This window comes from Mesorhizobium sp. (genome assembly GCF_017306585.1).
Classification (GTDB): domain Bacteria; phylum Pseudomonadota; class Alphaproteobacteria; order Rhizobiales; family Rhizobiaceae; genus Mesorhizobium.
The window spans coordinates 1-21,319 of the sequence record NZ_JAFKIC010000190.1; the positions used below are offsets into that span (position 1 = coordinate 1).

The 21,319-nt window shown below is 64.2% G+C and carries 25 protein-coding genes; 7 read left to right on the forward strand and 18 right to left on the reverse strand.

Translation table 11 applies throughout. The annotated features are described in order from the left end of the window. Positions 1-89 precede the first annotated feature (89 nt). The 14 genes from fliP to J0I79_RS23175 form a co-directional block, all read right to left on the reverse strand. Complete coding sequence (fliP, locus tag J0I79_RS23110; RefSeq protein ID WP_292864469.1) at positions 90-821, reverse strand: flagellar type III secretion system pore protein FliP; 732 nt, start codon at positions 819-821, stop codon at positions 90-92. Beyond that, complete coding sequence (locus tag J0I79_RS23115; RefSeq protein ID WP_292864471.1) at positions 818-1,315, reverse strand: flagellar basal body-associated FliL family protein; 498 nt, start codon at positions 1,313-1,315, stop codon at positions 818-820. Before J0I79_RS23115 ends, fliP begins: the two co-directional genes overlap by 4 nt. Positions 1,316-1,336: 21 nt before the next feature. Beyond that, positions 1,337-2,044 carry a flagellar basal body L-ring protein FlgH gene (flgH, locus tag J0I79_RS23120; RefSeq protein ID WP_292864473.1) on the reverse strand — a complete coding sequence of 236 codons (708 nt, stop codon included), beginning with the start codon at positions 2,042-2,044 and terminating at the stop codon, positions 1,337-1,339. Then, the gene (locus tag J0I79_RS23125; RefSeq protein WP_292864475.1) at positions 2,041-2,607 is read right to left on the reverse strand and encodes a MotE family protein; all 567 of its coding nucleotides are present in this window, start codon (positions 2,605-2,607) and stop codon (positions 2,041-2,043) included. The genes flgH and J0I79_RS23125 overlap by 4 nt, the downstream gene beginning before the upstream one ends. Positions 2,608-2,616: 9 nt before the next feature. Further along, entirely contained in the window at positions 2,617-3,705 is a 1,089-nt protein-coding gene (locus J0I79_RS23130) for a flagellar basal body P-ring protein FlgI (protein WP_292864558.1), read from the reverse strand. 149 nt (positions 3,706-3,854) lie between these two features. Next, positions 3,855-4,379 carry a flagellar basal body P-ring formation chaperone FlgA gene (gene flgA, locus J0I79_RS23135; RefSeq protein WP_292864477.1) on the reverse strand — a complete coding sequence of 175 codons (525 nt, stop codon included), beginning with the start codon at positions 4,377-4,379 and terminating at the stop codon, positions 3,855-3,857. Between the two features lie 6 nt (positions 4,380-4,385). Continuing rightward, complete coding sequence (flgG, locus tag J0I79_RS23140; protein WP_292864480.1) at positions 4,386-5,174, reverse strand: flagellar basal-body rod protein FlgG; 789 nt, start codon at positions 5,172-5,174, stop codon at positions 4,386-4,388. Positions 5,175-5,184: 10 nt separating this feature from the next. Next, positions 5,185-5,508, reverse strand: coding sequence for a flagellar hook-basal body complex protein FliE (locus tag J0I79_RS23145; protein WP_292864483.1), 324 nt, complete (start codon positions 5,506-5,508; stop codon positions 5,185-5,187). After that, positions 5,505-5,921, reverse strand: a complete 417-nt coding sequence (gene flgC / locus J0I79_RS23150) for a flagellar basal body rod protein FlgC (RefSeq protein WP_292864486.1) — start codon at positions 5,919-5,921, stop codon at positions 5,505-5,507. Before flgC ends, J0I79_RS23145 begins: the two co-directional genes overlap by 4 nt. A 2-nt stretch (positions 5,922-5,923) precedes the next feature. Further along, positions 5,924-6,304, reverse strand: a complete 381-nt coding sequence (gene flgB / locus J0I79_RS23155) for a flagellar basal body rod protein FlgB (RefSeq protein WP_292864489.1) — start codon at positions 6,302-6,304, stop codon at positions 5,924-5,926. A gap of 235 nt (positions 6,305-6,539) precedes the next feature. Beyond that, positions 6,540-7,343 carry a hypothetical protein gene (locus J0I79_RS23160; RefSeq protein WP_292864492.1) on the reverse strand — a complete coding sequence of 268 codons (804 nt, stop codon included), beginning with the start codon at positions 7,341-7,343 and terminating at the stop codon, positions 6,540-6,542. After that, positions 7,324-8,724, reverse strand: coding sequence for a flagellar protein export ATPase FliI (fliI, locus tag J0I79_RS23165; RefSeq protein ID WP_292864495.1), 1,401 nt, complete (start codon positions 8,722-8,724; stop codon positions 7,324-7,326). Before fliI ends, J0I79_RS23160 begins: the two co-directional genes overlap by 20 nt. 1 nt (position 8,725) lies before the next feature. Next, positions 8,726-9,451, reverse strand: coding sequence for a flagellar basal-body rod protein FlgF (gene flgF, locus J0I79_RS23170; RefSeq protein WP_292864498.1), 726 nt, complete (start codon positions 9,449-9,451; stop codon positions 8,726-8,728). Between the two features lie 2 nt (positions 9,452-9,453). Beyond that, complete coding sequence (locus J0I79_RS23175) at positions 9,454-11,265, reverse strand: DUF1217 domain-containing protein (protein WP_292864501.1); 1,812 nt, start codon at positions 11,263-11,265, stop codon at positions 9,454-9,456. Positions 11,266-11,412: 147 nt separating this feature from the next. On the opposite strand from J0I79_RS23175, the gene motA reads away from it, so the two are divergent. The 6 genes from motA (at position 11,413) to J0I79_RS23205 (ending at position 16,359) form a co-directional block, all read left to right on the forward strand. Then, positions 11,413-12,288 carry a flagellar motor stator protein MotA gene (gene motA / locus J0I79_RS23180; RefSeq protein ID WP_292864504.1) on the forward strand — a complete coding sequence of 292 codons (876 nt, stop codon included), beginning with the start codon at positions 11,413-11,415 and terminating at the stop codon, positions 12,286-12,288. 32 nt (positions 12,289-12,320) lie between these two features. After that, the gene (locus tag J0I79_RS23185) at positions 12,321-13,268 is read left to right on the forward strand and encodes a FliM/FliN family flagellar motor switch protein (protein WP_366015048.1); all 948 of its coding nucleotides are present in this window, start codon (positions 12,321-12,323) and stop codon (positions 13,266-13,268) included. 17 nt (positions 13,269-13,285) lie between these two features. Then, the gene (gene fliN / locus J0I79_RS23190; RefSeq protein ID WP_292864511.1) at positions 13,286-13,672 is read left to right on the forward strand and encodes a flagellar motor switch protein FliN; all 387 of its coding nucleotides are present in this window, start codon (positions 13,286-13,288) and stop codon (positions 13,670-13,672) included. A 43-nt stretch (positions 13,673-13,715) separates the two neighbouring features. Next, entirely contained in the window at positions 13,716-14,729 is a 1,014-nt protein-coding gene (locus tag J0I79_RS23195) for a flagellar motor switch protein FliG (RefSeq protein WP_292864561.1), read from the forward strand. Between the two features lie 116 nt (positions 14,730-14,845). Next, positions 14,846-15,928, forward strand: coding sequence for a flagellar biosynthesis protein FlhB (gene flhB / locus J0I79_RS23200; protein WP_292864515.1), 1,083 nt, complete (start codon positions 14,846-14,848; stop codon positions 15,926-15,928). After that, the gene (locus J0I79_RS23205) at positions 15,925-16,359 is read left to right on the forward strand and encodes a hypothetical protein (RefSeq protein ID WP_292864518.1); all 435 of its coding nucleotides are present in this window, start codon (positions 15,925-15,927) and stop codon (positions 16,357-16,359) included. The genes flhB and J0I79_RS23205 overlap by 4 nt, the downstream gene beginning before the upstream one ends. Positions 16,360-16,383: 24 nt before the next feature. On the opposite strand, the gene J0I79_RS23210 is transcribed toward J0I79_RS23205, so the two are convergent. Together J0I79_RS23210 and J0I79_RS23215 are read right to left on the reverse strand one after the other, a co-directional pair. Continuing rightward, positions 16,384-17,154, reverse strand: coding sequence for a helix-turn-helix transcriptional regulator (locus J0I79_RS23210; protein WP_292864521.1), 771 nt, complete (start codon positions 17,152-17,154; stop codon positions 16,384-16,386). Next, complete coding sequence (locus tag J0I79_RS23215) at positions 17,151-17,861, reverse strand: LuxR family transcriptional regulator (protein WP_292864524.1); 711 nt, start codon at positions 17,859-17,861, stop codon at positions 17,151-17,153. Before J0I79_RS23215 ends, J0I79_RS23210 begins: the two co-directional genes overlap by 4 nt. Before the next feature lie 417 nt (positions 17,862-18,278). Between J0I79_RS23215 and J0I79_RS23220 the strand changes: the two genes are divergently transcribed. Then, positions 18,279-19,472: a TMEM43 family protein gene (locus tag J0I79_RS23220; protein ID WP_292864527.1), complete on the forward strand. Its 1,194-nt coding sequence runs from the start codon at positions 18,279-18,281 to the stop codon at positions 19,470-19,472. Between the two features lie 60 nt (positions 19,473-19,532). Here J0I79_RS23220 and J0I79_RS23225 read toward each other — a convergent pair whose 3' ends face one another. Together J0I79_RS23225 and J0I79_RS23230 are read right to left on the reverse strand one after the other, a co-directional pair. Next, a complete protein-coding gene (locus J0I79_RS23225) occupies positions 19,533-20,564 on the reverse strand; it encodes a histone deacetylase family protein (RefSeq protein WP_292864530.1) in 1,032 nt (343 codons plus the stop codon). 23 nt (positions 20,565-20,587) lie between these two features. Next, positions 20,588-21,241 (reverse strand): TetR/AcrR family transcriptional regulator, encoded by a 654-nt coding sequence (locus tag J0I79_RS23230; RefSeq protein ID WP_292864533.1) that lies wholly within the window; start codon positions 21,239-21,241, stop codon positions 20,588-20,590. Positions 21,242-21,319: the final 78 nt, after the last annotated feature.

A 21,319-nucleotide genomic window follows, 5' to 3' on the forward strand; every position in this document is an offset into this window, starting at 1 on the left:
AATCGGAAATATTTCGAGAAAAATTCGCGGCGCCCCGCACGAGGCCTGGCCCGCTTGCATGGTGGCCCGCACCGAAGCGTCTGGACAGGTCAGGTGAAGGAGCGCACCAGGCTGCCGACGAGCAGGTTCCAGCCGTCGATGAGGACGAAGAACAGGATCTTGAAGGGCAACGATACCACCGTCGGCGGCAGCATCATCATGCCCATCGCCATGGTGATGGTGGCCACGATCAGGTCGATGACCAGGAACGGCAGCACGATCAGGAAGCCGATCTCGAAACCGCGCCGGATCTCGGAAATCATGAAGGCCGGCACCAGGATGCGCAGGTCGACCGTGTCGCGCGCGACGACCTGGCCGCGTTCGCGGGCGAGGTCGGCGAACAGGTCGAAATCCTTGTCGCGCACATTGTGCAGCATGAAGGTGCGGAAGGGGTCGGAGATTTTCTCGAAGGCCTCGGTCTGGCTGATCTGGTTGTCCATCAGCGGCTTGACGCCGGTGTTCCAGGCCTGATCGAAGGTCGGCGCCATGACGTAGAAGGTCATGAACAGCGACAGGGAAATGAGAATGAGGTTGGCCGGCGTCGACTGCAGGCCGATGCCGGCGCGCAGGATCGAGAAGGCGATGACGAAACGGGTGAAGCTCGTCACCATGATCAAGAGGCCCGGCGCCACCGACAGCACGGTCAGCAGGCCGAACATCTGGATGATGTAGCCGACTGTGGTGCCGTCGGCCTTGCCGATGCCGCCGAGGTCCAGTTGCTGGGCGGCCGCGACCGATGTGGCGGCGCCGATCAGCGCCGCGGCAAGAAGGAATTTCCTCATTCGAGCAGCAATGTCCTGATGAGTACCTGTTTGGCGTGACCCTGGCTGCGGATCGAGGCGCGTTCCTCGAGATCGGCCTTCAGGTGCTGGTAACCGCTGGCGCCTTCGATCTGGTGCATCTTGACGGTGCGCACGTAGGCCAGGAGGTCCTGATGGATATCCTCCGCCATCGCCGGCGGCTGCGGCGCGTCGTAGACGACGGACACTTCCATCCTGATCCAGGTGTCGGCCGGCGAGGCGATGTTGGTGGTGATCGGCGCCAGGGCGACAAGCGTCGGCCCCGCGCCCGGCTGATGCGCGGCAGCGGCGGGCTGGGCGGTCTTGCCTTCATTCTCGGGCGCGGCCGGAACCGACTCCGGTCCTCCGACACCCTTCAGATAGCCGCCGGAAACCCAGCCCATGCCGATGGCGGCGGCCGTCACCACGATCAGCATGGCGCCCTGGATGGCAAGGGAGGGACCCTTGCGGGGCTGAAGCTGTTCGACATTGGCCACGGTGGTGCGGTCTCCAAATCGCTAGAACGGAAGAACCTGGTCGAGAACCTGCTGGCCGTAGGCTGGCTGCTGGACCTCGCTTATGCGGCCACGCCCGCCATAGGAGATGCGCGCCTCGGCGATGCGTTCATAGGGGATCGTGTTCTCGGCGCCGATGTCCGCCGGACGCACGATGCCGGCGATGGTCAGCACCCTGAGCTCGTAATTGACGCGCACTTCCTGCGAGCCGCTGATCATCAGATTGCCGTTGGGCAGCACGTCGGTGACGACGGCGGCGACATTGAGTTCCAGCGTTTCGGACCGCTTGATCTCGCCATCGGCGGTCGTGTCGGTGGCGGAATTGATCGTGCCGGAGCCCTTGCCGCCGGTGCTGTACTTGTTCCACTGCGCGCTGAGGTCGAGGCCGAGCTTGCGGTTGGCGGTGCGACTTCTATCGTTCTGGTTCTTGAAGTTGGCGCGGTCGTTGATCTTGATCTTGACCGTCAGGATGTCGCCCTGCTGGAGCGCGCGCGGATCGGTGAACAGCCGGCTCTGGCGATCATCCCACAGCGAGAATTTCTTCACCGGCTGGCGCGGCGTTTGCGGGTACTTGTACAACGATCCGGTGCTGCCGCCGTCGATGCCGGAGCCGACCGGCGACATCGAGGGCTCCCTGCCGACTTCCTTCAGATTGGTGCCGCAGCCGGACAGCGCGGCGACCGAGCACACAATGAGCATTCTGCGGATCATGACGGGTCTACCCTTCGGGCTGCGCTGGCCATGATGCCGGTGAGCGTCGCCGCCGCCTTCTGGTCCATTTCGTTGAGAATGACGCTGGCCTTGCGCGGATCGATCTTCATCAGGATGGCCGCGGCCAGGTCGGCGTTGACGATTGCCAGGCGCTCGGCCGCCGCGTCGGGCTTCATGCCGGCATAGATCTTGACGACGCTGTCCTCGGCCCTGGCCAGGAAGACCTCGCGGCGCTTCAGCCAGCTTTCATATTCGGCCTTCTTCTCGTCCAGCGCCTTCATGCGCTGATCGATGCCGGCCTGGAGCTGTTTCAGCTCTTCCGCCTGCAAGGCGTAGCGGCGGTCGCGGGCGGCGTCGGCGATGTTGGAGCAGAAGCGTTCGATCTCGCTCTGGTCGGGCGCCTTCTCGCGCGTCAATTGCTGCGGCGCGACCGCGGGTTGGGCTCCAGGCAGAACCTGACGAACCGTGTCTTCCGCCCGGGCTCCGCCGGAAACGGACATGGCCGCGAGAGCCGCGAGCAGGAGGGCGCGGCGTCTTTCAGGAGATGAGAGGGAAGGGATCATCGGTATCGCCTATTGGAGAACCAGATCGGCTTGCAGGGCGCCTGCCGACTTGATGCCTTGCAGGATGGCGATGATGCCATCCGGCTTGACGCCGAGACGGTTGAGGCCGGAGACGAGGGTTTGCAGGTCGGGCCCGTCGAGCACGGCGACGCGGGCGTCGGGACGGCTGGCGTCGATGGCGGTGAACGGCTCGGCGGCGGTCACGCCCTTGGAGAAGGGCTCGGGCTGCACGACGCGCGGCGCTTCGGTGATGCGCACGGTCAGCGTGCCGTGGCTGATGGCGACGCGCGATATCTTGACGTCGTTGCCGATGACGATGGTGCCGGTGCGCTCGTCGATGACGACGCGGGCCGGGGTGTCGGATTCGACCACCAGGTTCTCGATCTCGGCATAGAAGCGAGTCGCCGAGACGGCCTTCGGCCGCCTGATCTGGACGGTCCGGGAATCGCGCTCGGCGGCCACGCGCATGCCGAAGCGCTGGCTGGTATAGTCGTTGATGGCGTCGGCGATGCGGATGGCGGTCGAGAAGTCGGGGTTGCGCAGTTGCAGCGTCAGTGTCGACTGGTCGTCGAACTCGGCTTTCACCGAGCGCTCGATGATGGCGCCGTTCGGCACCCGGCCAGCGGTCGGCACGCCTTGCGTCAACTGCTCGGCCTGGCCTTGCGCGGTGAAGCCGGACACGATGACCGCGCCCTGGCCGACGGCGTAGATCTCGCCATCGGCGGCTTTCAGCGGTGTCATGATCAGCGTGCCGCCGGCGAGCGAGGTGGCATCGCCCATGGAGGAGACGTCGATATCGATGCGCGCGCCCGACTGCACATAGGGCGGCATGTTGGCGGTGACGATGACGGCGGCGACGTTTTTGGCCCGCGCGCTGCCGCCTTCGGTGGCGATGCCGAGATTTTCGAGCATGGCGCGGATGGACTGTTCGGTGAACGGCGAGTTGCGCAGGCTGTCGCCCGAGCCGGCGAGCCCGATGACCAGGCCGTAACCGACGAGCTGGTTGTCGCGCGAGCTCTGCAACTGGGCGATGTCCTTGATGCGCGAGGCGACCTGACCGGGCGGCAGCGAGCTCGGCCCCGGAGAAACACGGAACATGCGGGTGGTGGTGGCCGGATCATATTCGGGATCGTTGTCGACGCCGCCATCCCTGGCGGCGAGCTCGCGCTTGGCCTTCGGCGTCAGGCCGTCGGCGAACGCCGGCTGCAGCCCGATCGTGGCCGCGAGAACAAGGGCGAGCAGGCGCATCATGAAGCGCTGACCTGGATGGTTCCGTCGCCCATCACCGTGCCGGAGAGAATCTTGCCGCTGTCGGTGTTGCGAACCTTGATCAGGTCGCCGGCCGAACCCGGCTGCAAGGTGACGGCGGTGGCGGTGATCGTCAGGCCGCCAGAGGTGAAGAACACCTGCACGGCGGCGCCCTGTTCGACCAGCCAGGCCTCGCGGATGGCGCTCGTCGGGATATAGCGGCCGGGCAGCAGCGTACGCTTGGCGATCCTGCCCTGAAGTTCTTCGGCGCGTGTCGCCATCGCGTCGGGCTTGTGCTTGCCCGGTATGAGGGTGACCTGTTTCAGGGCGCCGAGCTCAATGGTCTCGCCGGGATAGATGACCCTGTTGGGGATCAGCACGACCTCGCCGGCGGGCTGGCTGCTGGCGATCTGGGTGGCCGACTGGCCTGCCGATTCCTGGGCGAAAGCCGGCATGCCGCCGGCCACCAGCGCAAGGGCGAGCGCGGCGCGGCGGAGTGCGGGGCAGGATATCGGCATGGCCATCATCCGTTACCTGATGTTCTTGGAGACGACGGAGGCCATGTCGTCGGCGGCCTGGATGACCTTGGAGTTCATCTCATAAGCGCGCTGCGCCGAGATCAGCTCGGTGATTTCCTTGACCGGATCGACGTTGGAAGCCTCGAGATAGCCTTGCTGGATAGTGGCGAAGCCGGGATCGCCTGGCACGCCGACATTGGCCGGGCCGGATGCCGAGGTTTCCTGGAACAGATTGTCGCCGAGCGGCGCAAGGCCGGCCTCGTTGGCGAAGTTGGCGATCTGGAGCTGGCCGAGGTTCTGCAGATCGGTCTGTCCATCGATGCGGGCGAAGACCTGGCCGGTCTTGTTGACGATGACCTCGACTGCATCGACGGGAACGTTAATGGCCGGAATGACGGCGGCGCCATTCACGGTGACCAGCTGGCCGGTGGCGTTGGTGTTGAGCGCGCCGGCGCGGGTGTAGAGCGTGCCGCCGTCGGCGCCTTCGATCTGGAACCAGCCGCGGCCGGTCAGCGCCAGGTCGAAACTGTTGCCAGTGCTGGTCAGTTCACCCTGGGTGTGCACGTTGCGCACGGCTGTCGTCTTGACGCCGAGGCCGATCGAAACACCTTCCGGCACCAGCGAGGCGTTGGAGCGGTTGGGCACGCCCTGCGTGCGGTCGACCTGGTAGAGCAGATCGGAGAATTCGGCGCGCGCCCGCTTGTAGCCGGTGGTGTTGATGTTGGCGATGTTGTTGGCGATGACTTCCAGATTGGTCTGCTGGGCGTTCATGCCGGTGGCGGCGATGGCGAGTGCTTTCACGGACTGCTCCTCAGATACCCATGCGACTGACTTCGAGATAGGCCGAGACCACCTTGTCGCGAATGGCGACGGCGGTCTGCAGCGCCTGCTGGGCGCTCATCACGGCATCGACCACCTGGCGGGTGTCGGCATCGCCCTTGAGCGCCTGCATGGACACCTGTTCGGCATTCTGCATCGTGTTGACGGTCTTGGCGGCGGCCTGGCTCACCGCCTCGGCGAAGGAGGTGCCGAGGTTGCCTGTCGCGGCCGGCGCGACGCCGCCCTGCAGCAGGTCGGTCGCCGTGTCACCCAGCCCGGGCTTCAGGTTTAGCGCGCCGATGCCGTTCACGATCATTGGTTCCTCATCAGGTCGATGGTCATTGAGATGAGGTCACGCGCCTGCTTCACGACTTGCAGGTTGGCCTCGTAGGAGCGGTTGGCCTCGGTCATGTCGGCCATTTCGATCAGGACGTTGACATTGGGCATCTTGACGTAGCCCTTTTCATCGGCCGCTTCGTTGCCGGGCTGGAATTCGACGGGAAAGTTGCTCGGGTCGCGATCGATCGAGTTCACTTCGACCGTCGAGCTGCCGGAGGCCCGGTCGAGCTGGGAAACGAAGCTGATGGTCTTGCGGCGATAGGGATCGGCGCCGGGCGTGGTGCCGGTCGACTGGGCATTGGCAAGGTTCTCGGAAACCACGCGCAGGCGCTCGGATTGCGCGCCAAGGCCGGATGCTGCGACTTTCAGGGCTGCGGTCAGCGCGTCCATGGTCAGCTCTTCACCGCCATCATCATCATTGAATGGAATGCCTTGACGATAGCCGTGTTGAGCTCGAAGGAGCGGCGCACCTCGCCCGCCTTCAGCAACTGATCTTCCAGCACGACCGAATTCTTGGACGGCATGATGACGCCGTCGTTTTCCTGCGGCTTGATGGTGAAGCCCGCATTGGTCGCCGCGGTGCCGAGATGGCCGGGCTCGGTGATCTGCAGCGACACGGCAGTGCGGTCGAGCACCTTCTCGAACGGCTCGACATCATTTGCCGTGTAGCCCGGTGTGTTGGCATTGGCGATGTTGCCGGCGACAGCCGACTGCCGCACGGACAGCCACTGCGCCTGCTTGGTGGCAAGATCGAAAAGGGAAACGGGCTCCATGGGAATCTCCGGGCATGTGCCCAAAAGACTAGGCCGCCAGTCTTGCGCGGACCTTGCGGGAGGCCGCCGGAGCATTTTGCCCCGGAGACGTGAGATGGCGAAAAGCAGTTTGACGATTGTCCGAGACTTGCCGTGGAGCGTGCAGCCGAGAAGCGCGGCGCGGTTTTCGGACAGGATCGTTCTGCTTCCCGGATCGAAAGCAGCACGGCGACAGGCTTGCCTGCCAAGCCCGATCTTACTTGGAAAGCTCGATCACCTGATTGGTGCTGGTGAGCATGACCCATTTGCCATTGCGTTGTTCGATCGACGAAACCTTGCTGGAATCGGGCAGGGTCGAGCCGCGCTGGACCATCCAAAGGCCGGTGTCATCCTCGATCATGGCGCGGCCATTGGCGACGTGGACCATGCGGAACTTCGCGATGTCGGCGGGAAAGGGCTGGTCGCCGGGCGGCTCCATCTTGGAAGCATCCAGCACTGTGCCGGTGGCAAGCAGGTCGATGCCGGTGTTGGGGACGTCCTTGGCCGTCAGCGGCGCGCTGCGTTCGGCCACCACGCCGCCGCCGGCGCGTCCAGAATTGGTGCCGGTGCCGCCGAACTTGATCGCCTGGACGCCGAATTGTTCCTGATTGAAGAAGATGTACCAGGGAAACAAGGCACATATCAGGCCAAGCGTGACGCCGAGCGCGGCAACCACGAAATCGCTTCTGCGATCGGATTTCTTGTCCAGCTTTGGAAATTGCGCCTTTGGCGGTTGCGGCCATTCGGTGACGGGAAACAGGTCGTCGATCAGGGATTCGCGGCTGGCCTGCATGGTCTCCGGGGGCGCGGCCTGGGGCTGACCGCGCCAGGGCGCCCTTGGCAAAGCGGGTCTGGCCGCCTTTGCGAGGACGGCTTCGGTCTTCGCTGCATTGGCGCGCGCGGCCCGCTCCTTTGCGGTCCTGACTTCCTCGGCCTTCGCCTTTTCGATTGCGGTCGCCTCGGCGATCATCTCGCGCAGCAGGCGCTCGGTGTACTGGCTTTCAGTCTCCTGCGTCGGCATTCTGCTTTCCCTTGAGATGACGGGCAAGATCGGAGAACGGATCGGCCGACGGGCGGTCCCTCGGCGACTGGGTCAACGCTTCATAGATCAGCGGCACCTGGCGCACGGCCATGTCGAGTTCGACGTCGACGCCGCCCTGATAGGCGCCGAGCAAGCGAATGTCGCGCGTGTCCTCGAAGCGGGAAATCATCGACTTCAGTCTTGCCACCAGCGCGCGCTGCTCCGTGCTCCAGGCCTTGCCGGCCAGGCGCGATATGGACGACAGTGGATTGACCGGCGGATAACGGCCCTGTTCGGCTATGGCGCGGTCGAGCACGACATGGCCGTCGAGGATGCCGCGAACCGAATCGGCGACGGGGTCATTGTGGTCGTCGCCGTCGACCAGAACGGAGATGATGGCGGTGATCGATCCCTTGCCCTCGGCGCCGGGGCCGGCTCGTTCGAGCAGCTTGGGCAGTTCGGTGAAAACCGAGGCGGGATAGCCGCGCGCCACCGGCGGTTCGCCGGTTCCGGTCGCCACCTCGCGCAGCGCGTGGGCGAAGCGGGTGATCGAATCCAGCACGAGGAGCACGCGGTGGCCCTGATCGCGAAAATGCTCGGCCACGCGCATGGCGGTGTCCGGCGCGCGCCGCCGCATCATGGCGCTTTCGTCGCTGGTGGCGACAACGGCCACGGTCTTGGCCATGCTGTCGCCGATGGTGTCCTCGAGGAATTCACGCACCTCGCGGCCGCGTTCGCCGATCAGCGCCACGACAACGGTGTCGAATGCGTCGGCGCCGGCGAGCATGGCGAGCAGCGTCGACTTGCCGACGCCGGAACCGGCAAAGACGCCCATGCGCTGGCCGAAACAGAGCGGCGTGAAGATGTCGATGACCTTGACGCCTGTCATGAAGGCGGTGCCGACACGCTGCCGTGTCATGGCGCCGGGCGTCGTGGTGCCATGCGAGATGTCGTCGCCCCGGATCAGCGACGGACCGCCGTCGATCGCCCGGGTCAGCGCGTCGATGGCGCGGCCGCGCCATGAGGTGTGTGGCGTTACTGCGAGCGGACCCCTGCGGAACACGGCGTCGCCGATACCGGCGTCGGCACTGCGCTCGAAAGGCGCGACGACGACCTCGTCGCGGCTGATCTTGACGATCTCGCCGCGGCGGGCGCCTGCCTGTCCGCGCTGTTCGACGATGTCCCCAAGCCTGGCGAAATCGGAAAGGCCACGAACCTTGTAATGCGTCGACGTGACCTCGGTGACGAGCCCGCCGCGCTTGATCAGCCCGTCGCTCCCGCTGAAGCGCCCGATGATCCGTTCCAGCGCGGCAAGCCGGTCCTCCGGCGCCGGCTGGAGCTGCCTTTCAGGTGCGCGCAGGGATGACTGGCCCGATGACATTCTATGACTTCGAGCCGAGCGTCTTGATCGCCTCGTCGGTGGAGGAGTCTGTCTGCCGCATCAGCGCGGCGGTGTTCTCGAAAGCGCGCTGGACCATGATCAGCCGCGTCATTTCCATAACCGGATTGACGTTCGATTCCTCGACGAAGCCCTGGGCAACGCCGACGTCGGAGCGGTCGGTGACCGGTTCGGGCGTGCGGGCGGGCACAATGCCGGAGTTGCCGTAGCGCACGAAATTCTCGCCCGGGTCGAAATTGTAGAGGCCGATCGAGCCGACCAGCTGGTCGTTCTGGCGCAGTGATCCGTCGGCACCGGCCTTGGGCGGCCCGTTGCGGGGGTCGAGCTGGATCGGCGCGCCGCCGGCGTCGAGCACCGGGTGGCCTTCGATCGACATCAACTCGCCATTCTCGTTCATCGAGAAGCGGCCATCGCGGGTCATGACGGTGCCGGCAGGTGTGTCGATGGCGAACCATGCGTCACCCTGGATGGCGAAGTCGAACGGATTGCCGGTTTCCGTCAGGGAGCCGTGAGCGCCCGAAAGATAGGTCTTGCCCGACGAGGCGAAGGACACCGATTTCTGGCCGGTGCCCGACACCACGTCCTCGAATTTCACGCCGGTGGCGCGAAAGCCGACGGTGTTGGCGTTGGCGACATTGTCGGCGATCGTGTCGAGCCGGCGCTCGAGCGCCATCTGCGCGGAAAGGGCGACGTAGAGACTGTCCCGCATGATCAGAACTTCATTTTCTGCATGGCCATCATCAGATCGGTGGAGATGCCCGTCGTGACCGGTTGGGCAAACAGCACGCTGATCGATGGCACCGTGCTCGAGGTTGGATTGTTGATCTCGTACATGCTGGTGAAGCGCGTCAGGAACTTGCTGAGCTTGGTGGGATCGGTGAAATCCGTGAGGTCGAGCTTCTGTTCGAACAGCTGCGCCTGCTTGTCGATGTCGGCGGTGGCGAAGGAATCGGGCAGGCCGAGCGCGGTGCGCACCACACTGGCGAGCGCGGTGTCGGCCAGCACGTCGTACCAGCTGGTAATGGTGGGCGCCTTGCGATCGAAATAGAGCGCCAGCCGCACGCCCTCATTGGTCTGGCCTGCATCCTCTTCCAGCGTCTGACGCATGTATTTGTCGACAGTCGGCTGCTGCGCGGGATTGGTGGTGGTGGCGGCTTCGCCATATTGTTCAAAGTTGAAGGCGGAGGCGAGGCCGGCATAGGCCTTGTTGGTCATCTTGTTGGCGACGCTGTTGGCGTCGCGGATACCGCCGGCAAGAACACTGCGGATGAGGTCCTTGCTCTCCTTGGCCGGATCGAGCCCGAAGGCCGACAGCGCATAGTTGTACAACCGGCTGTTGGCCATCAGGTCGTCGATGGATTTCACGTTGGTGACGTTGGCCAGGTAGTAGGCGGTCTCGGACTTGATGTAGTCGGCATTCGGCTGGATCAGGCCAAGCGTCGATTCCGTCGTATAGATCGTCGGAGTGTCTTTCTGCACCTCGTCGCGCGACGTTGTCTGATCGCCATACTGGGCAAAGTTGAAGGCGGTGACGAAGTTGGCGTAGCGTTTGTCGGTCAGCTGGTTGGCGGGGCTGTTGGGGTCGCTGACGCCGCCCTCGAGCATGGTGCGGATCTGCTGCGGCGTTTCGGTCGAGGCGTCCAGCCCGTAAGAGGCCATGGCGAAGGTGAGCAGCCGCTTGTTGGCCATGAGGTCGTCGATCGACTTCACGTTCGAGATGTTTGCGGCGTAGTAGTCGGCCTCGCCCTTGATGTATTGCGCGCTCGGCTTGACCAGTTTCAATCCGGCGCCAGCCACGTAGCCTGCCGGAACCGCTTGCTGGACCTGATCGCGGCTGGTCGTCTGGTCGCCATACTGGCCGAAGTCGAAGGCCGCGACGAAATTGGCATAGCTCTTGTCGGTCAGCTTGTTGGCGGGACTGTTGGGATCGCTGACCCCGCCTTCGAGCATCGCCCTGACAGTGGCGGCCGGCTCGGTTTCGGAGTCGAGCCCAAACGCGGCCATCGCATATGTCAGCAAGCGGCTGTTGCCCATCAGGTCGTCGATCGACTTAACCTTGGAGATATTGGCGGCGTAGTAGGCGGTTTCGCTCTGGTAGTAAGCGAGCCCAGACTGCGCTGCGCCGATCTGGACCTGCAGCGCATAGTTGCTGGTCACCAGTTGCTGCGCCTTGTTGTAGACGGTTGTATTGGCGCCGTTGGCGACGAAGTTGAAGGCGCTGACGAAATCGGCGTAGCGCTTGTCGGTCAGCTTGTTGGCGAAACTGTTGGGGTCGGTGACGCCTTCCTTGAGCGCCTTGACCATGAAGGCCTTGGCGTAGGCCATGTCCTCAAGCCCGTAGGCCTTCATGGCATATTTGAACAGCCGGTCATTGTTGACGAAATCGTCGATCGATTTCACCTTGGTGATGTTGGCGAGATAATATTGGGTGTCGCGATCGACCGTCGGCTGCTGCTCGATGCGGGAGATAGACTTGTTGATGTCTTTGGTGATCAACTGGTAGCTGGTATAGGTACTGAGCAAGGTCGCGCCTCCGGCCAAAGCTATGCCAGCACAATAAGCTCACTTCCTTGCGCGAAACTGAATCCTGCCTGGCCGCTCCGATTCAAGCCTCACACAAGGCACGGGGACTATCCCTTGCAGCCGATGTGAAATGCGGAAGGACCTGTCGTGGGCATTCTGATTGGACTGGTGGTGACACTTGGCTGCGTCCTTGGCGGCTTCATGGCCATGGGCGGGCATCTGCAGGTGCTGGTCCAGCCATGGGAAGCCGTGGTCATCTGCGGCGCCGCGCTGGGCACCTTCCTGGTCGCCAACCCGATGAAGACGGTGAAGGACACCGGCAAGGGCATTCTGGAAGCCTTCAAGCAGGCAGTGCCGAAGGAGCAGGATTACCTGGAAACGCTCGGCGTGCTGCACAGCCTGATGCGCGAGCTGCGCTCGAAGTCGCGCAGCGAGGTCGAGGCTCATATCGACAATCCGGAGGAATCGGCGATCTTCCAGGCCTTTCCAACCGTGCTCAAGAATCACGACCTGATGAACTTCATCTGCGACTACTGCCGTATCATCATCATCGGCAATGCCCGCTCGCATGAGATCGAGGCGCTGATGGACGAGGAAATCCAGACCATCAAGACCGACAAGATGAAGGCCTATCACGCGCTGGTCGCGGTCGGCGACGGCCTGCCGGCGCTCGGCATCGTCGCGGCGGTGCTCGGCGTGGTCAAGGCGATGGGCGCGCTCGACCAGTCGCCGGAAATCCTCGGCGGCCTCATCGGCGCCGCTCTGGTCGGAACCTTCCTCGGCATCTTCCTCTCCTATGCCGTGGTCGGGCCTGTCGCGACTAAGGTCAAGACGGTGCGCGAGAAGAAGAACCGCCTCTACATCATCGTCAAGCAGACGCTGCTCGCCTACATGAACGGCGCGCTGCCGCAGGTGGCGATCGAATTCGGCCGCAAGACCATATCGTCCTATGAACGGCCGACCATCGACGCCGTCGAGCAGAGCACGATGAGCACCGGCGGCGCCGAGAAGAAGGCCGCGTGAGTGATGCACGACAGATCGGTGCCGACACGGCCATGACCAGTCCAGGCAGCCCCGCGCAAGCGCGCTCGCTGATCATCGAGCGCCTGGTCGGCGACAGCGGCGAGGCCGATCAGGTCATCGACGCCGGCCGCGCCATGGCCGAACGCGCCGTGCCGCTGCTTCAGAAAGGGCTCTCGGGCGAGCTTGGCGTGCCCGTGACCGTCGACCTCAAGGCGGTCGAGGTCAGCCGCGTCCCTGAAGCGCGATCGCGCGCGGGCGACACCTTCGCCATGACGGTCGTCGGTTCGCCGGCGTCGTCCGACGCGATGACACTGGTCATCGACGCGCCCGCGATCGCCATCATGGTCTCGACGCTGTTCGGCGGCGATCCGGACATGCCGGTATCGCCGATCGAGCGCGACCTGTCGCCGATCGAGACCGATGTCTCCACAATGGTGTTCCAGGAGGTGGCGCAGGCGCTCAACGGATCGGGGCGGCGCTCGCTCGATCTGCGGCTGCCCGCGCCGCGAGCCATGTCCGGCATCGAGGCGAAGCGGCATGTGCTGCGCGACGGCGCCGCCATCCGTATCGTCCTTGGTGTCTCGACGCCGGCCGATAGCGGCACGATCACGGTGACGATGCCGCAGCGCATCGTGCTCGCCGGCCGCGACGGCACCGCCAGCGTCAGCGAGGACGACAATGGCACCAGTTGGCGCGCACGCTTCTCGGAAGAAGTGATGCGCTCGACGGTAGCGCTCGAGGCCACCATGCCGCTGGCAAGGCTGACGCTCGGCGACCTCGCGAACCTCGAACTCGGCCAGGTCATCGATTTTGAGGAAACGGCGCAGTCGCGTGCCCGCCTCAGCGCGCGCGGCCAGACGCTGTTCGTATGCGAGTTCGGCAAACTGGGGCAGAATTACACAGTCCGAATCAGGCATCCCTTCGATGCCGGACAGGATTTCATCGATGGGCTCATGCCGGCCGGTGCCGGGCGCGCCTGAGCTTTTGGAGACGACGCATGGCCAAGACCAAGGTAGAAGCAGAGCCCGACCAGCCGGACGAGCAGCTCGATCGTGCCATCGAGGAGTTGCGCGGGGTTCTCCACGAGGAGGAGCAGCGCCCGGAGATGGCGGCGAGGGCGGCCGCGTCGGCCAATTCGAGCGTCATCATGAACATCCCCGTCGATGTCCAGATCATCCTCGGCAGCACCGAGATGGCGGTTGCCGACCTGATGGCCCTGCAGAAGGGATCGACGGTGGCGCTCAATCGCCGTATCGGCGAGCCGGTCGACGTTGTGGTCAACGGCCGCAAGATCGCGCGCGGCGAGATCACGGTGCTCGAAAGCGACCCCTCGCGCTTCGGCGTCAGGCTGACCGAAATCATCGCCGGCACGAAGGGCGCCTAGACATGGCTGGCGGGGTTTGCCGATGGCAGCGGAGGCGAAGGGCATGACGACGCCGCTGGCGACCCTGACGCGCGCGCAGAAGGCCGCCGCCATACTGGTGGCGATGGGCAAGCCGTCGGCCAGCCGTCTGTTGAAATTCTTCAAGCAGGAAGAGCTGAAGGCGCTGATCGAGGGCGCCCGGCTGCTCAGGACCATTCCGCAGAGCGATCTCGAGCGCATTGTCGCCGAATTCGAGGCGGAGTTCACGGAAGGCGCGGGACTGCTCGATTCCGCCGACAGGATGGACACCATCCTCAACGAGTCGCTGTCGCCCGAAGAGATGAGCGCCATCATGGGCAACAAGAAGCCGGAGGCTGCACCCGAAGGGCCGCCGCCGATCTGGCCGGATCTCGAAAAGCTCGAACCCTCGCGGCTGGGGACATTCCTGGCTGGGGAACATCCGCAAACCGCGGCCATGGTGCTGTCGAAGCTGGCGCCGGCAGCGGCCGCGGCCGTGCTGCTGACGCTGACCAAGCCGATGCGCGGCGAAATCATCAAGCGCATGGTGACGATGGCCAATGTTCCGGCCGCGGCCACAAAGATCGTCGAGAACCGGCTGCGCTCGAGCGTGCTTTCGGAAACCTCGACCAAGGACACCTCGGCCGGGCAGGCACGTGTCGCCAGCGTGCTCAACGAATTCGAAAAGCCGCAGCTCGAGGAGGTCATGCAGGACCTGGAGGCCGTGGGCACGCCCGATCTCGATGGCGTGCGGGCCCGGCTGTTCTCGTTCGACGACCTGCCGCTGCTGCCCCAGAAGGCGCGCGTGCTCCTGTTCGACGGGCTGTCGACCGAACTTGTCACGCTGGCGCTGCGCGGCACCTCGGCGGCATTGGCCGAGTCGGTGCTGTCGGCGATCGGCGCCCGTTCACGGCGCATGATCGAAGCCGAGCTTGGACAAGGTTCGGAGGGCGTCCCGGCGGCGGACATACTGACGGCCCGCAAGACGATCGTGACGACGACAATCCGCCTGTCGCGCGAAGGCGCCTTTGAACTCCCGTCGACGCAGGACGCCGCATAAACCGGGCTATCCCAGGTCAAATCGAGCCGGGATCTGAATTCGCCTCCAGGTCAAAGGATCACAGCAAGATGTCATCCGAGGGTCGCTTCACAGTTTTCGGCGGCATGCTCTAAGACATGTCCGACGCCACCGACAAAGACTCCAAAACCGAAGAGGCGACGGAAAAGAAAATCCGCGACACAATCGAACAGGGCAAGCTGCCCCATTCGAGGGAAACCGCGATCCTGGCTTCCTTTGTGGCCATACTGGTATTCACCGTCTTCTATGCCAAGGATGCGGTCGTCAATCTCGGCACGTTCCTGGCAATGTTCCTGGAGAAGCCCGAGGCGTGGCCGATGGACACCGAGAGCGATGTCATCGCGCTCTACAAGATCGTCTTGCTGGAAATCGGCCGCGCCGTCGTCAGCCTGCTCGTGCTGCTGACGGTCGCGGGCATCGGCGCATCGGTGCTGCAGAACATGCCGCAATTCGTCGGCGAGCGGATCAGGCCGCAGCTTTCGCGCATCTCGATCGTCAAGGGCTGGAGCCGGATGTTCGGCGTCCAGGGCTGGGTCGAGTTCCTGAAGTCGCTGGCAAAGGTCGGTTTCGCCATCGCCGTGCTGACCTTCACCTTGTCGGAGGATCACCGCAAGCTGCTGGCCGGGATGATCACCAATCCCGTCGCTTTCGGCCTCGTCATCCGCGGCATCGCCGTCGACATATTGGTTGCGATCGTCTTCGTCATGGGACTGATCGCGGCGATCGACATCGTCTGGTCGCGCTTCCATTGGCGGCAGGACCTGCGCATGAGCAAGCAGGAGGTCAAGGACGAGTTCAAGCAGTCCGAGGGCGACCCGATCGTCAAGTCGCGGCTGCGTTCGCTGGCCCGTGACCGTGCGCGCAAACGGATGATGACGGCGGTGCCGCGCGCGACGCTGGTCATCGCCAACCCGACGCACTTCTCGATCGCGCTGAAATATGTGCGCGACGAGGATTCGGCGCCGCTCGTGGTGGCCAAGGGGCAGGACCTGGTGGCGCTCAAAATCCGCGAGATCGCGAAGGAGCACAACATCCCGATCTTCGAGGACGTGGCGCTTGCCCGCTCCATGTACAAGCAAGTTTCGGTCGATAATGTGATCCCGTCGCAATTCTACCAGGCCGTCGCCGAACTGGTGCGGATCGTCTACTCGAAAAAGGCTGAGCGCAGACAGATTTCATGAACCGCCAACCGCACGCACAATCCCGCGAGATCATCGTCGCCAACGCCATCGAGCAGGTGGTCGGTGAACTGAGGCTGATCGACGTCGCCGACTATATCGCCTTCATCCGGCTGGAGCATTTCGCCTGCCTGTCGGACCTGGTCGATTCAGCGGCGGAGCTGTTCTTCAAGCCGGGCACGCTGAGGCTCGGCCATGGCGGCGAGGCCCATGTCGACTGGAGCGGCAATCCGCGCATCGTGCTCGACCTCGAGCTCAGGCCGCCTGGCGTGACCGTCTATTTCCAGCTGCCGCTCAGCGTGGACGGCAATTCGGTAGCGGTGAACTATGTGTCGTTCGAGAAGCCGGGCGAGGACCCCGAGCACAATACCGCACTGCTCGAGGATGTGATCGAAGAGGCGCGCATCCGTAAGGTCGAGCCACTGGCCTTCTGAGATTTCGAACGGCCTATCGTCTGATCACTCGATCAGCCCGAGCCGCAGCGCCTTGGCGACCGCCTGGTTGCGGTTGACGGCGTTGAGCTTCTGGGTCGACTGGGTGAGGTACTGGTTGGCGGTGTGAACCGACAGCTTCAGCAGCCGCGCGATCTCCTCGCTGGTGTTGCCGTTGGCGGTCAGCTTCAGGCATTCGAGCTCGCGCTTGGAGATCGAGCGCATCCTGCCCGTGTCGCCGGGGCGGATGCGCGCGACGGCGGCGAACAGGGAAAAGCAGCGGGCGTGGATTTCGTAGAGCGCGTCCTGGGGCAGGGCGATCTCCGATCCCAGGAAGACGACGAGGCCGCATTGGCCGCGATCGGCATGAACGGGAAAGGCGATGCCGCTGGTGCCCGGCGCCAGCGGCGCCATCTGTGCGGTCCAGGCCAGGTTGCCGAACGCCTCGGCCATCGCCGCCACGCCGTCATCCGTCCACCAGCGCGGTTCGGTCGAAATCCTGCAGTGGCGCACGATTTCCTCGCCATTGGCGCCCGAGATGAACTTCGTTGCCACCGCGATGCCGGGATAATCGGAATCGAGACATGGCACCAGCCGCGCCCGTTCCGGCGATGGGCTGACGAAGAACAGGCCGAAGGCCGAGGCGTTGATGTCGACCGATATCCAGCGGCAGCGGCGCACGGCATCGGGAATGGTGACGGCGTGATGCGTCTCGGAGCCGAGCGAGAAAGCGCCGAACGGACTGCGCTGCTCGTTGAAAAGGGCTTCGGCCGCGTCCTTGATCTCGGCGTTTTTCAAATGATGCCACTCCTGATCGCCGTGGCGATGGCCATGGCACGGTTCGAGGCCGCGAATTTCTGGATGGCGTGGGTTATGTAGCTGTTCACGGTGTTGGACGAGACGCCAAGGATAACCGCCACCTCGTCGGTGGTCTTGCCTTCCGACACCCAGAACAGGCATTCGCGCTCGCGGTCCGACAGCGGATCCTGCATGGCGGCGGCGGCGATCAACTGCGGCGTGTGCGACAGCGCGTAGCAGCATTTGAGTTGCGCCTTCATCAGCGCGGGTTGGTCGATCTGGCCCGCTGCCGCCGCCGAGAACAAGGCGAAGAGGCGCTGGCGGCCGACATTCAAGCGCAGCGAGTAGATTTCGGCATGGCCGAGCACGTCAAGGAGGCGGGCTTCCTCGCCGGAAACCAGCCCGTCGGCATCCGGCGCCTCGGCAGCCACCAGCGGCCTTGGACGGGTGCCGGGCGCGACAGTGAGCGCGCCCTGGGCAAGGCCCGCGATCAGCCGCTTGCCGATCAGCTCGATGGCGTCGAAGATCCAGTTCGAGGAGACGATGCGCGCATCGTTACGGTCCTGGTCGTGAACGATGGCGACCAGCATGTAGCTGTCGGCGCCGATCTCGGCGGTCAGTTCCATGAAGAAGCTGGTGAGGTCGCCACGCGACGTCAGGCGCGAGCCCAACGTGTCGGAATGAAGAAGCGCGGCGGAACTGCTCATCTGCTGCTTTTGGCCGGAATCGATGCTGATGTCCGGATGCTGGAGAGCCAGCCGCCGAACCCGAAACGCGTTACTTTTACGAGGCACACACGAGGCGCGGGGCCGCGCCCAACCAGACGGAATCCATTCGGGGAACGCGAAGCCGTCCGCGTCCGGCGCCGGAAATTTCCGGAACGTGAGACTTTGGGTGGTCGCCGTGCCCCCCGAGGACCGGCTGATTCGCTTCTAATCTACCCGCAGATGAATCCGACATCAAACGCGATTTGACAAAAACGAATCCCTTGGACTCCGCACGCGACTCAGCGGCCGGTTTTCCGGGCCTTGCCGCGACGAAAAAGTCGGGATGGTGCAGGCCGGTCATATCGGTGGCGACCGCGCTCGGCTAGGTTCCCGGACGTTTGGGTTTCGGGGGAAACGATGAGCGATTCATTTCGGGAAGTCAGTTCAGTCTCGTGGTTCGGGCGCATCAAGCGCGCGGTCGGCGGCGTCATCTTCGGCCTGCTCTTGATCGTGCTGATGGTGATCGGGCTGTTCTGGAACGAGGGGCGGGCGGTGCAGACGGCGCGCTCGCTGGCCGAAGGCGCGGGCGCGGTCGTCTCGATCGGCGCCGACAGCGTTGATGCCGCCAATGAGGGCAAGCTTGTGCATGTCAGCGGGCCGGTGACGGCGGGCAGCGGTCTTGCCGATCCGGATTTCGGCATTGCCGCTCAGGGGCTGCGCCTGTCGCGCACCGTCGAGATGTATCAATGGAAGGAAGAGTCCAAATCGGAGACCACCAAGAAGCTTGGGGGCGGCGAAGAGACGGAGACCACCTACAGCTATTCCAAGGTGTGGGATGACAGCCAGATCGATTCCTCGAGTTTCAAGAAGCCGGATGGCCATCAGAATCCGCCGATGGCGATCCACAGCCGCGCGTTCCAGATACCGGATGGCAAGCTCGTCGCCTTCGATCTCGACAGGCCGGTGCTAGACCGCATCGGCGGCGACAAGGAATTCTCGATCCCGTCCAGTCAGTCGGCCGCGGTCAAGGCCGCCTATGGCGGGGCGAAGCCATTCAGCATCACGGATGGCAAGATCTACCTCGGCGCCGATGCGACGTCGCCGGCGCTGGGCGATTACCGCATCGGCTATGAGCTGGCCCCGCTCGGCGTGGTCAGCATCGTCGCGCGGCAGGCGGGCAGCCGGTTCGAGCCTTATCAGACGCAAGCAGGCGATGCGCTGCTGATGGTCGACACCGGCGAGGTGCCGGCCGACAAGATGTTCGCCGAGGCGGTCAGCGCCAACACGCTGATCACCTGGCTGCTACGCGGCGCGGGCCTGTTGCTTTTGACGATCGGCTTCGCGCTTTTCCTCAGCCCGATCGGAGTGATCCTCGACGTCATTCCGTTTCTCGGCAGTATGGCGCGGATGGGCACCGGCATCATCGCCTTCTTCCTGGCGATCCTGGTGGGTACGACGACGATCGCCATTGCCTGGTTCTGGTATAGGCCTGTTCTGGCGGTGGGCATCCTTGCGGCCGGCGTCATCGCGGCGGCGGTGGTCTACTATCTCGGCAGGTCACGCAAGCCGGCCATGCCGACGGCCGCGCCAAGTCCCGGTACTGCCGCGTAGTCAGCAAAAAGGGCGGCCAAGCCGCCCTTTCGAATTGTCCTTGGCCGCGCTCAACAGGCCTTAGCGGTCCTCGAAGCCGGTCAGCACGCCGACGGCGTTGATGCCGATCTCTTCCACCGCATAACCGCCCTCCTGGACGAACAGCGTCGGCAGGCCGAGTTTGGCGATGCGCTGGCCGATCTTGGGATAGTCGTGGCTCTTCAGCTTGAACTGGCTGATCGGGTCCTTCTCGAACGTGTCGACGCCGAGCGAGACGACGACGATATCGGGCGCATAGGCGGCGAGCCTGGCGCAGGCATCCTCCAGCGAGGCGTTCCACGCATCCCAGGTGGTGCCGAAGGGCATGGGATAGTTGATGTTGAAGCCTTCACCCGCGCCGGCGCCGCGTTCGTCGGCATGGCCGAGAAAGAAGGGGTATTCCACCATCGGGTCGCCATGCAGGTTGAGAACCTGCACGTCGGCGCGGTCGTAGAAGATTTCCTGCGTGCCGTTGCCGTGGTGGTAGTCGACATCGAGGATCGAGACGCGTTTGGCGCCCTGGTCGAGGAACCACTGCGCGGCCACGGCGGCGTTGTTGATGTAGCAATAGCCGCCCATGAAGCCGGCGCCGGCATGGTGGCCGGGCGGACGGCAGAGGGCGAAGGCTGACCGCTCGCCGTCCTTGACCAGGCCGGCGGCGGTCAGCGCGACGTCGTAGGACGACTTGATCGCGGCCCAGGTGCCCTCGACGAAGGTGGCGCCGCCGTCGAACGAATAATAGCCGAGCAGGGCGTCGATGCGCTTCGGCGGCACGTCGCCGCGCAGACCGCGCGTCGGCCAGGTGAACGGCATTGCCGTACCCTTGTGCCCTTCGGCGACCCATTGCGGCCAGACGGTCGGCAGGAAGTCGATGTAGTCGGCGCGGTGGATGCGTTTGGCCGCGGCAAGGTCGTGCTCGACCGGTGCGATAATCGGCCCGAGTTTCTCGCTTTCCACCCGCGCCTTGATGAATTCGGCGCGCGACGGCTTCTCGAAGCCCGGCACGATGGCCGAGGTGACGAGCTCCATCTGGCCGGCATGACCGGCGTGAAGCGGCGAATAGACAGTCTTCATGAAGTTCCCCTGAAAAGTTGGAATCAGTTGAGATTGAGATAGGGGCTCACCAGAGCGAGCCACATGGCTTCCACATCGTCCTCCATGAGGTCGAATGTCCTGCGGTCCTTCTTCAGGGCCGCGAGTTTGCAGGCATGGCCGACTTCCATCATGACCAGGCCGAGCCGGCTGGCACACTTGTCTTCAAGCGCCGGGTTCGCGTGTTGCAGCCATGCGGCGTACAGCGCGACGATCTGGTCGTCATACTCGTTCTGGATCGGCCGCAGATCGGGGTTGCCCGATATCGCCTCGATCACCGGCATCAGGTTGGCGTTCTCGAGATAAAGCTTCGAGGTGTCGATGCGAAGCTTGCGCAGTTCCCGTCGAAACTCCTCGCGATTGGCGGGCGGGGCGACCTTGATGCGCCTCCTGATCACCTCGGGAAACGACGACAGCCAGCGGCGCGCGAGCTCAAGGAGGATGGCCTCCTTGTTGGGAAAATATTGATACAACGAGCCGACCGACAGACCGGCATGCTGCGCGATGGCGAGTGTCGTCGGCGCCTTGGTTCCCTGCTCGCGCGTCAGGATCAGCGCCGCATCGAGAATCCTGTCGACCACCTTGCTCGATCGTTGCTGCCGGGGCTGCTTGCGCGGCTCGAGCACTATCTTCGTCTTGCGGTCGAGACTGGGCTTCACGGCTTCATGTCCTCGTTCCCCGCCTGGTCCCAACCCAGGCGTCGGATGCTGTCCACAATACATTCAAAATTCGGCGTG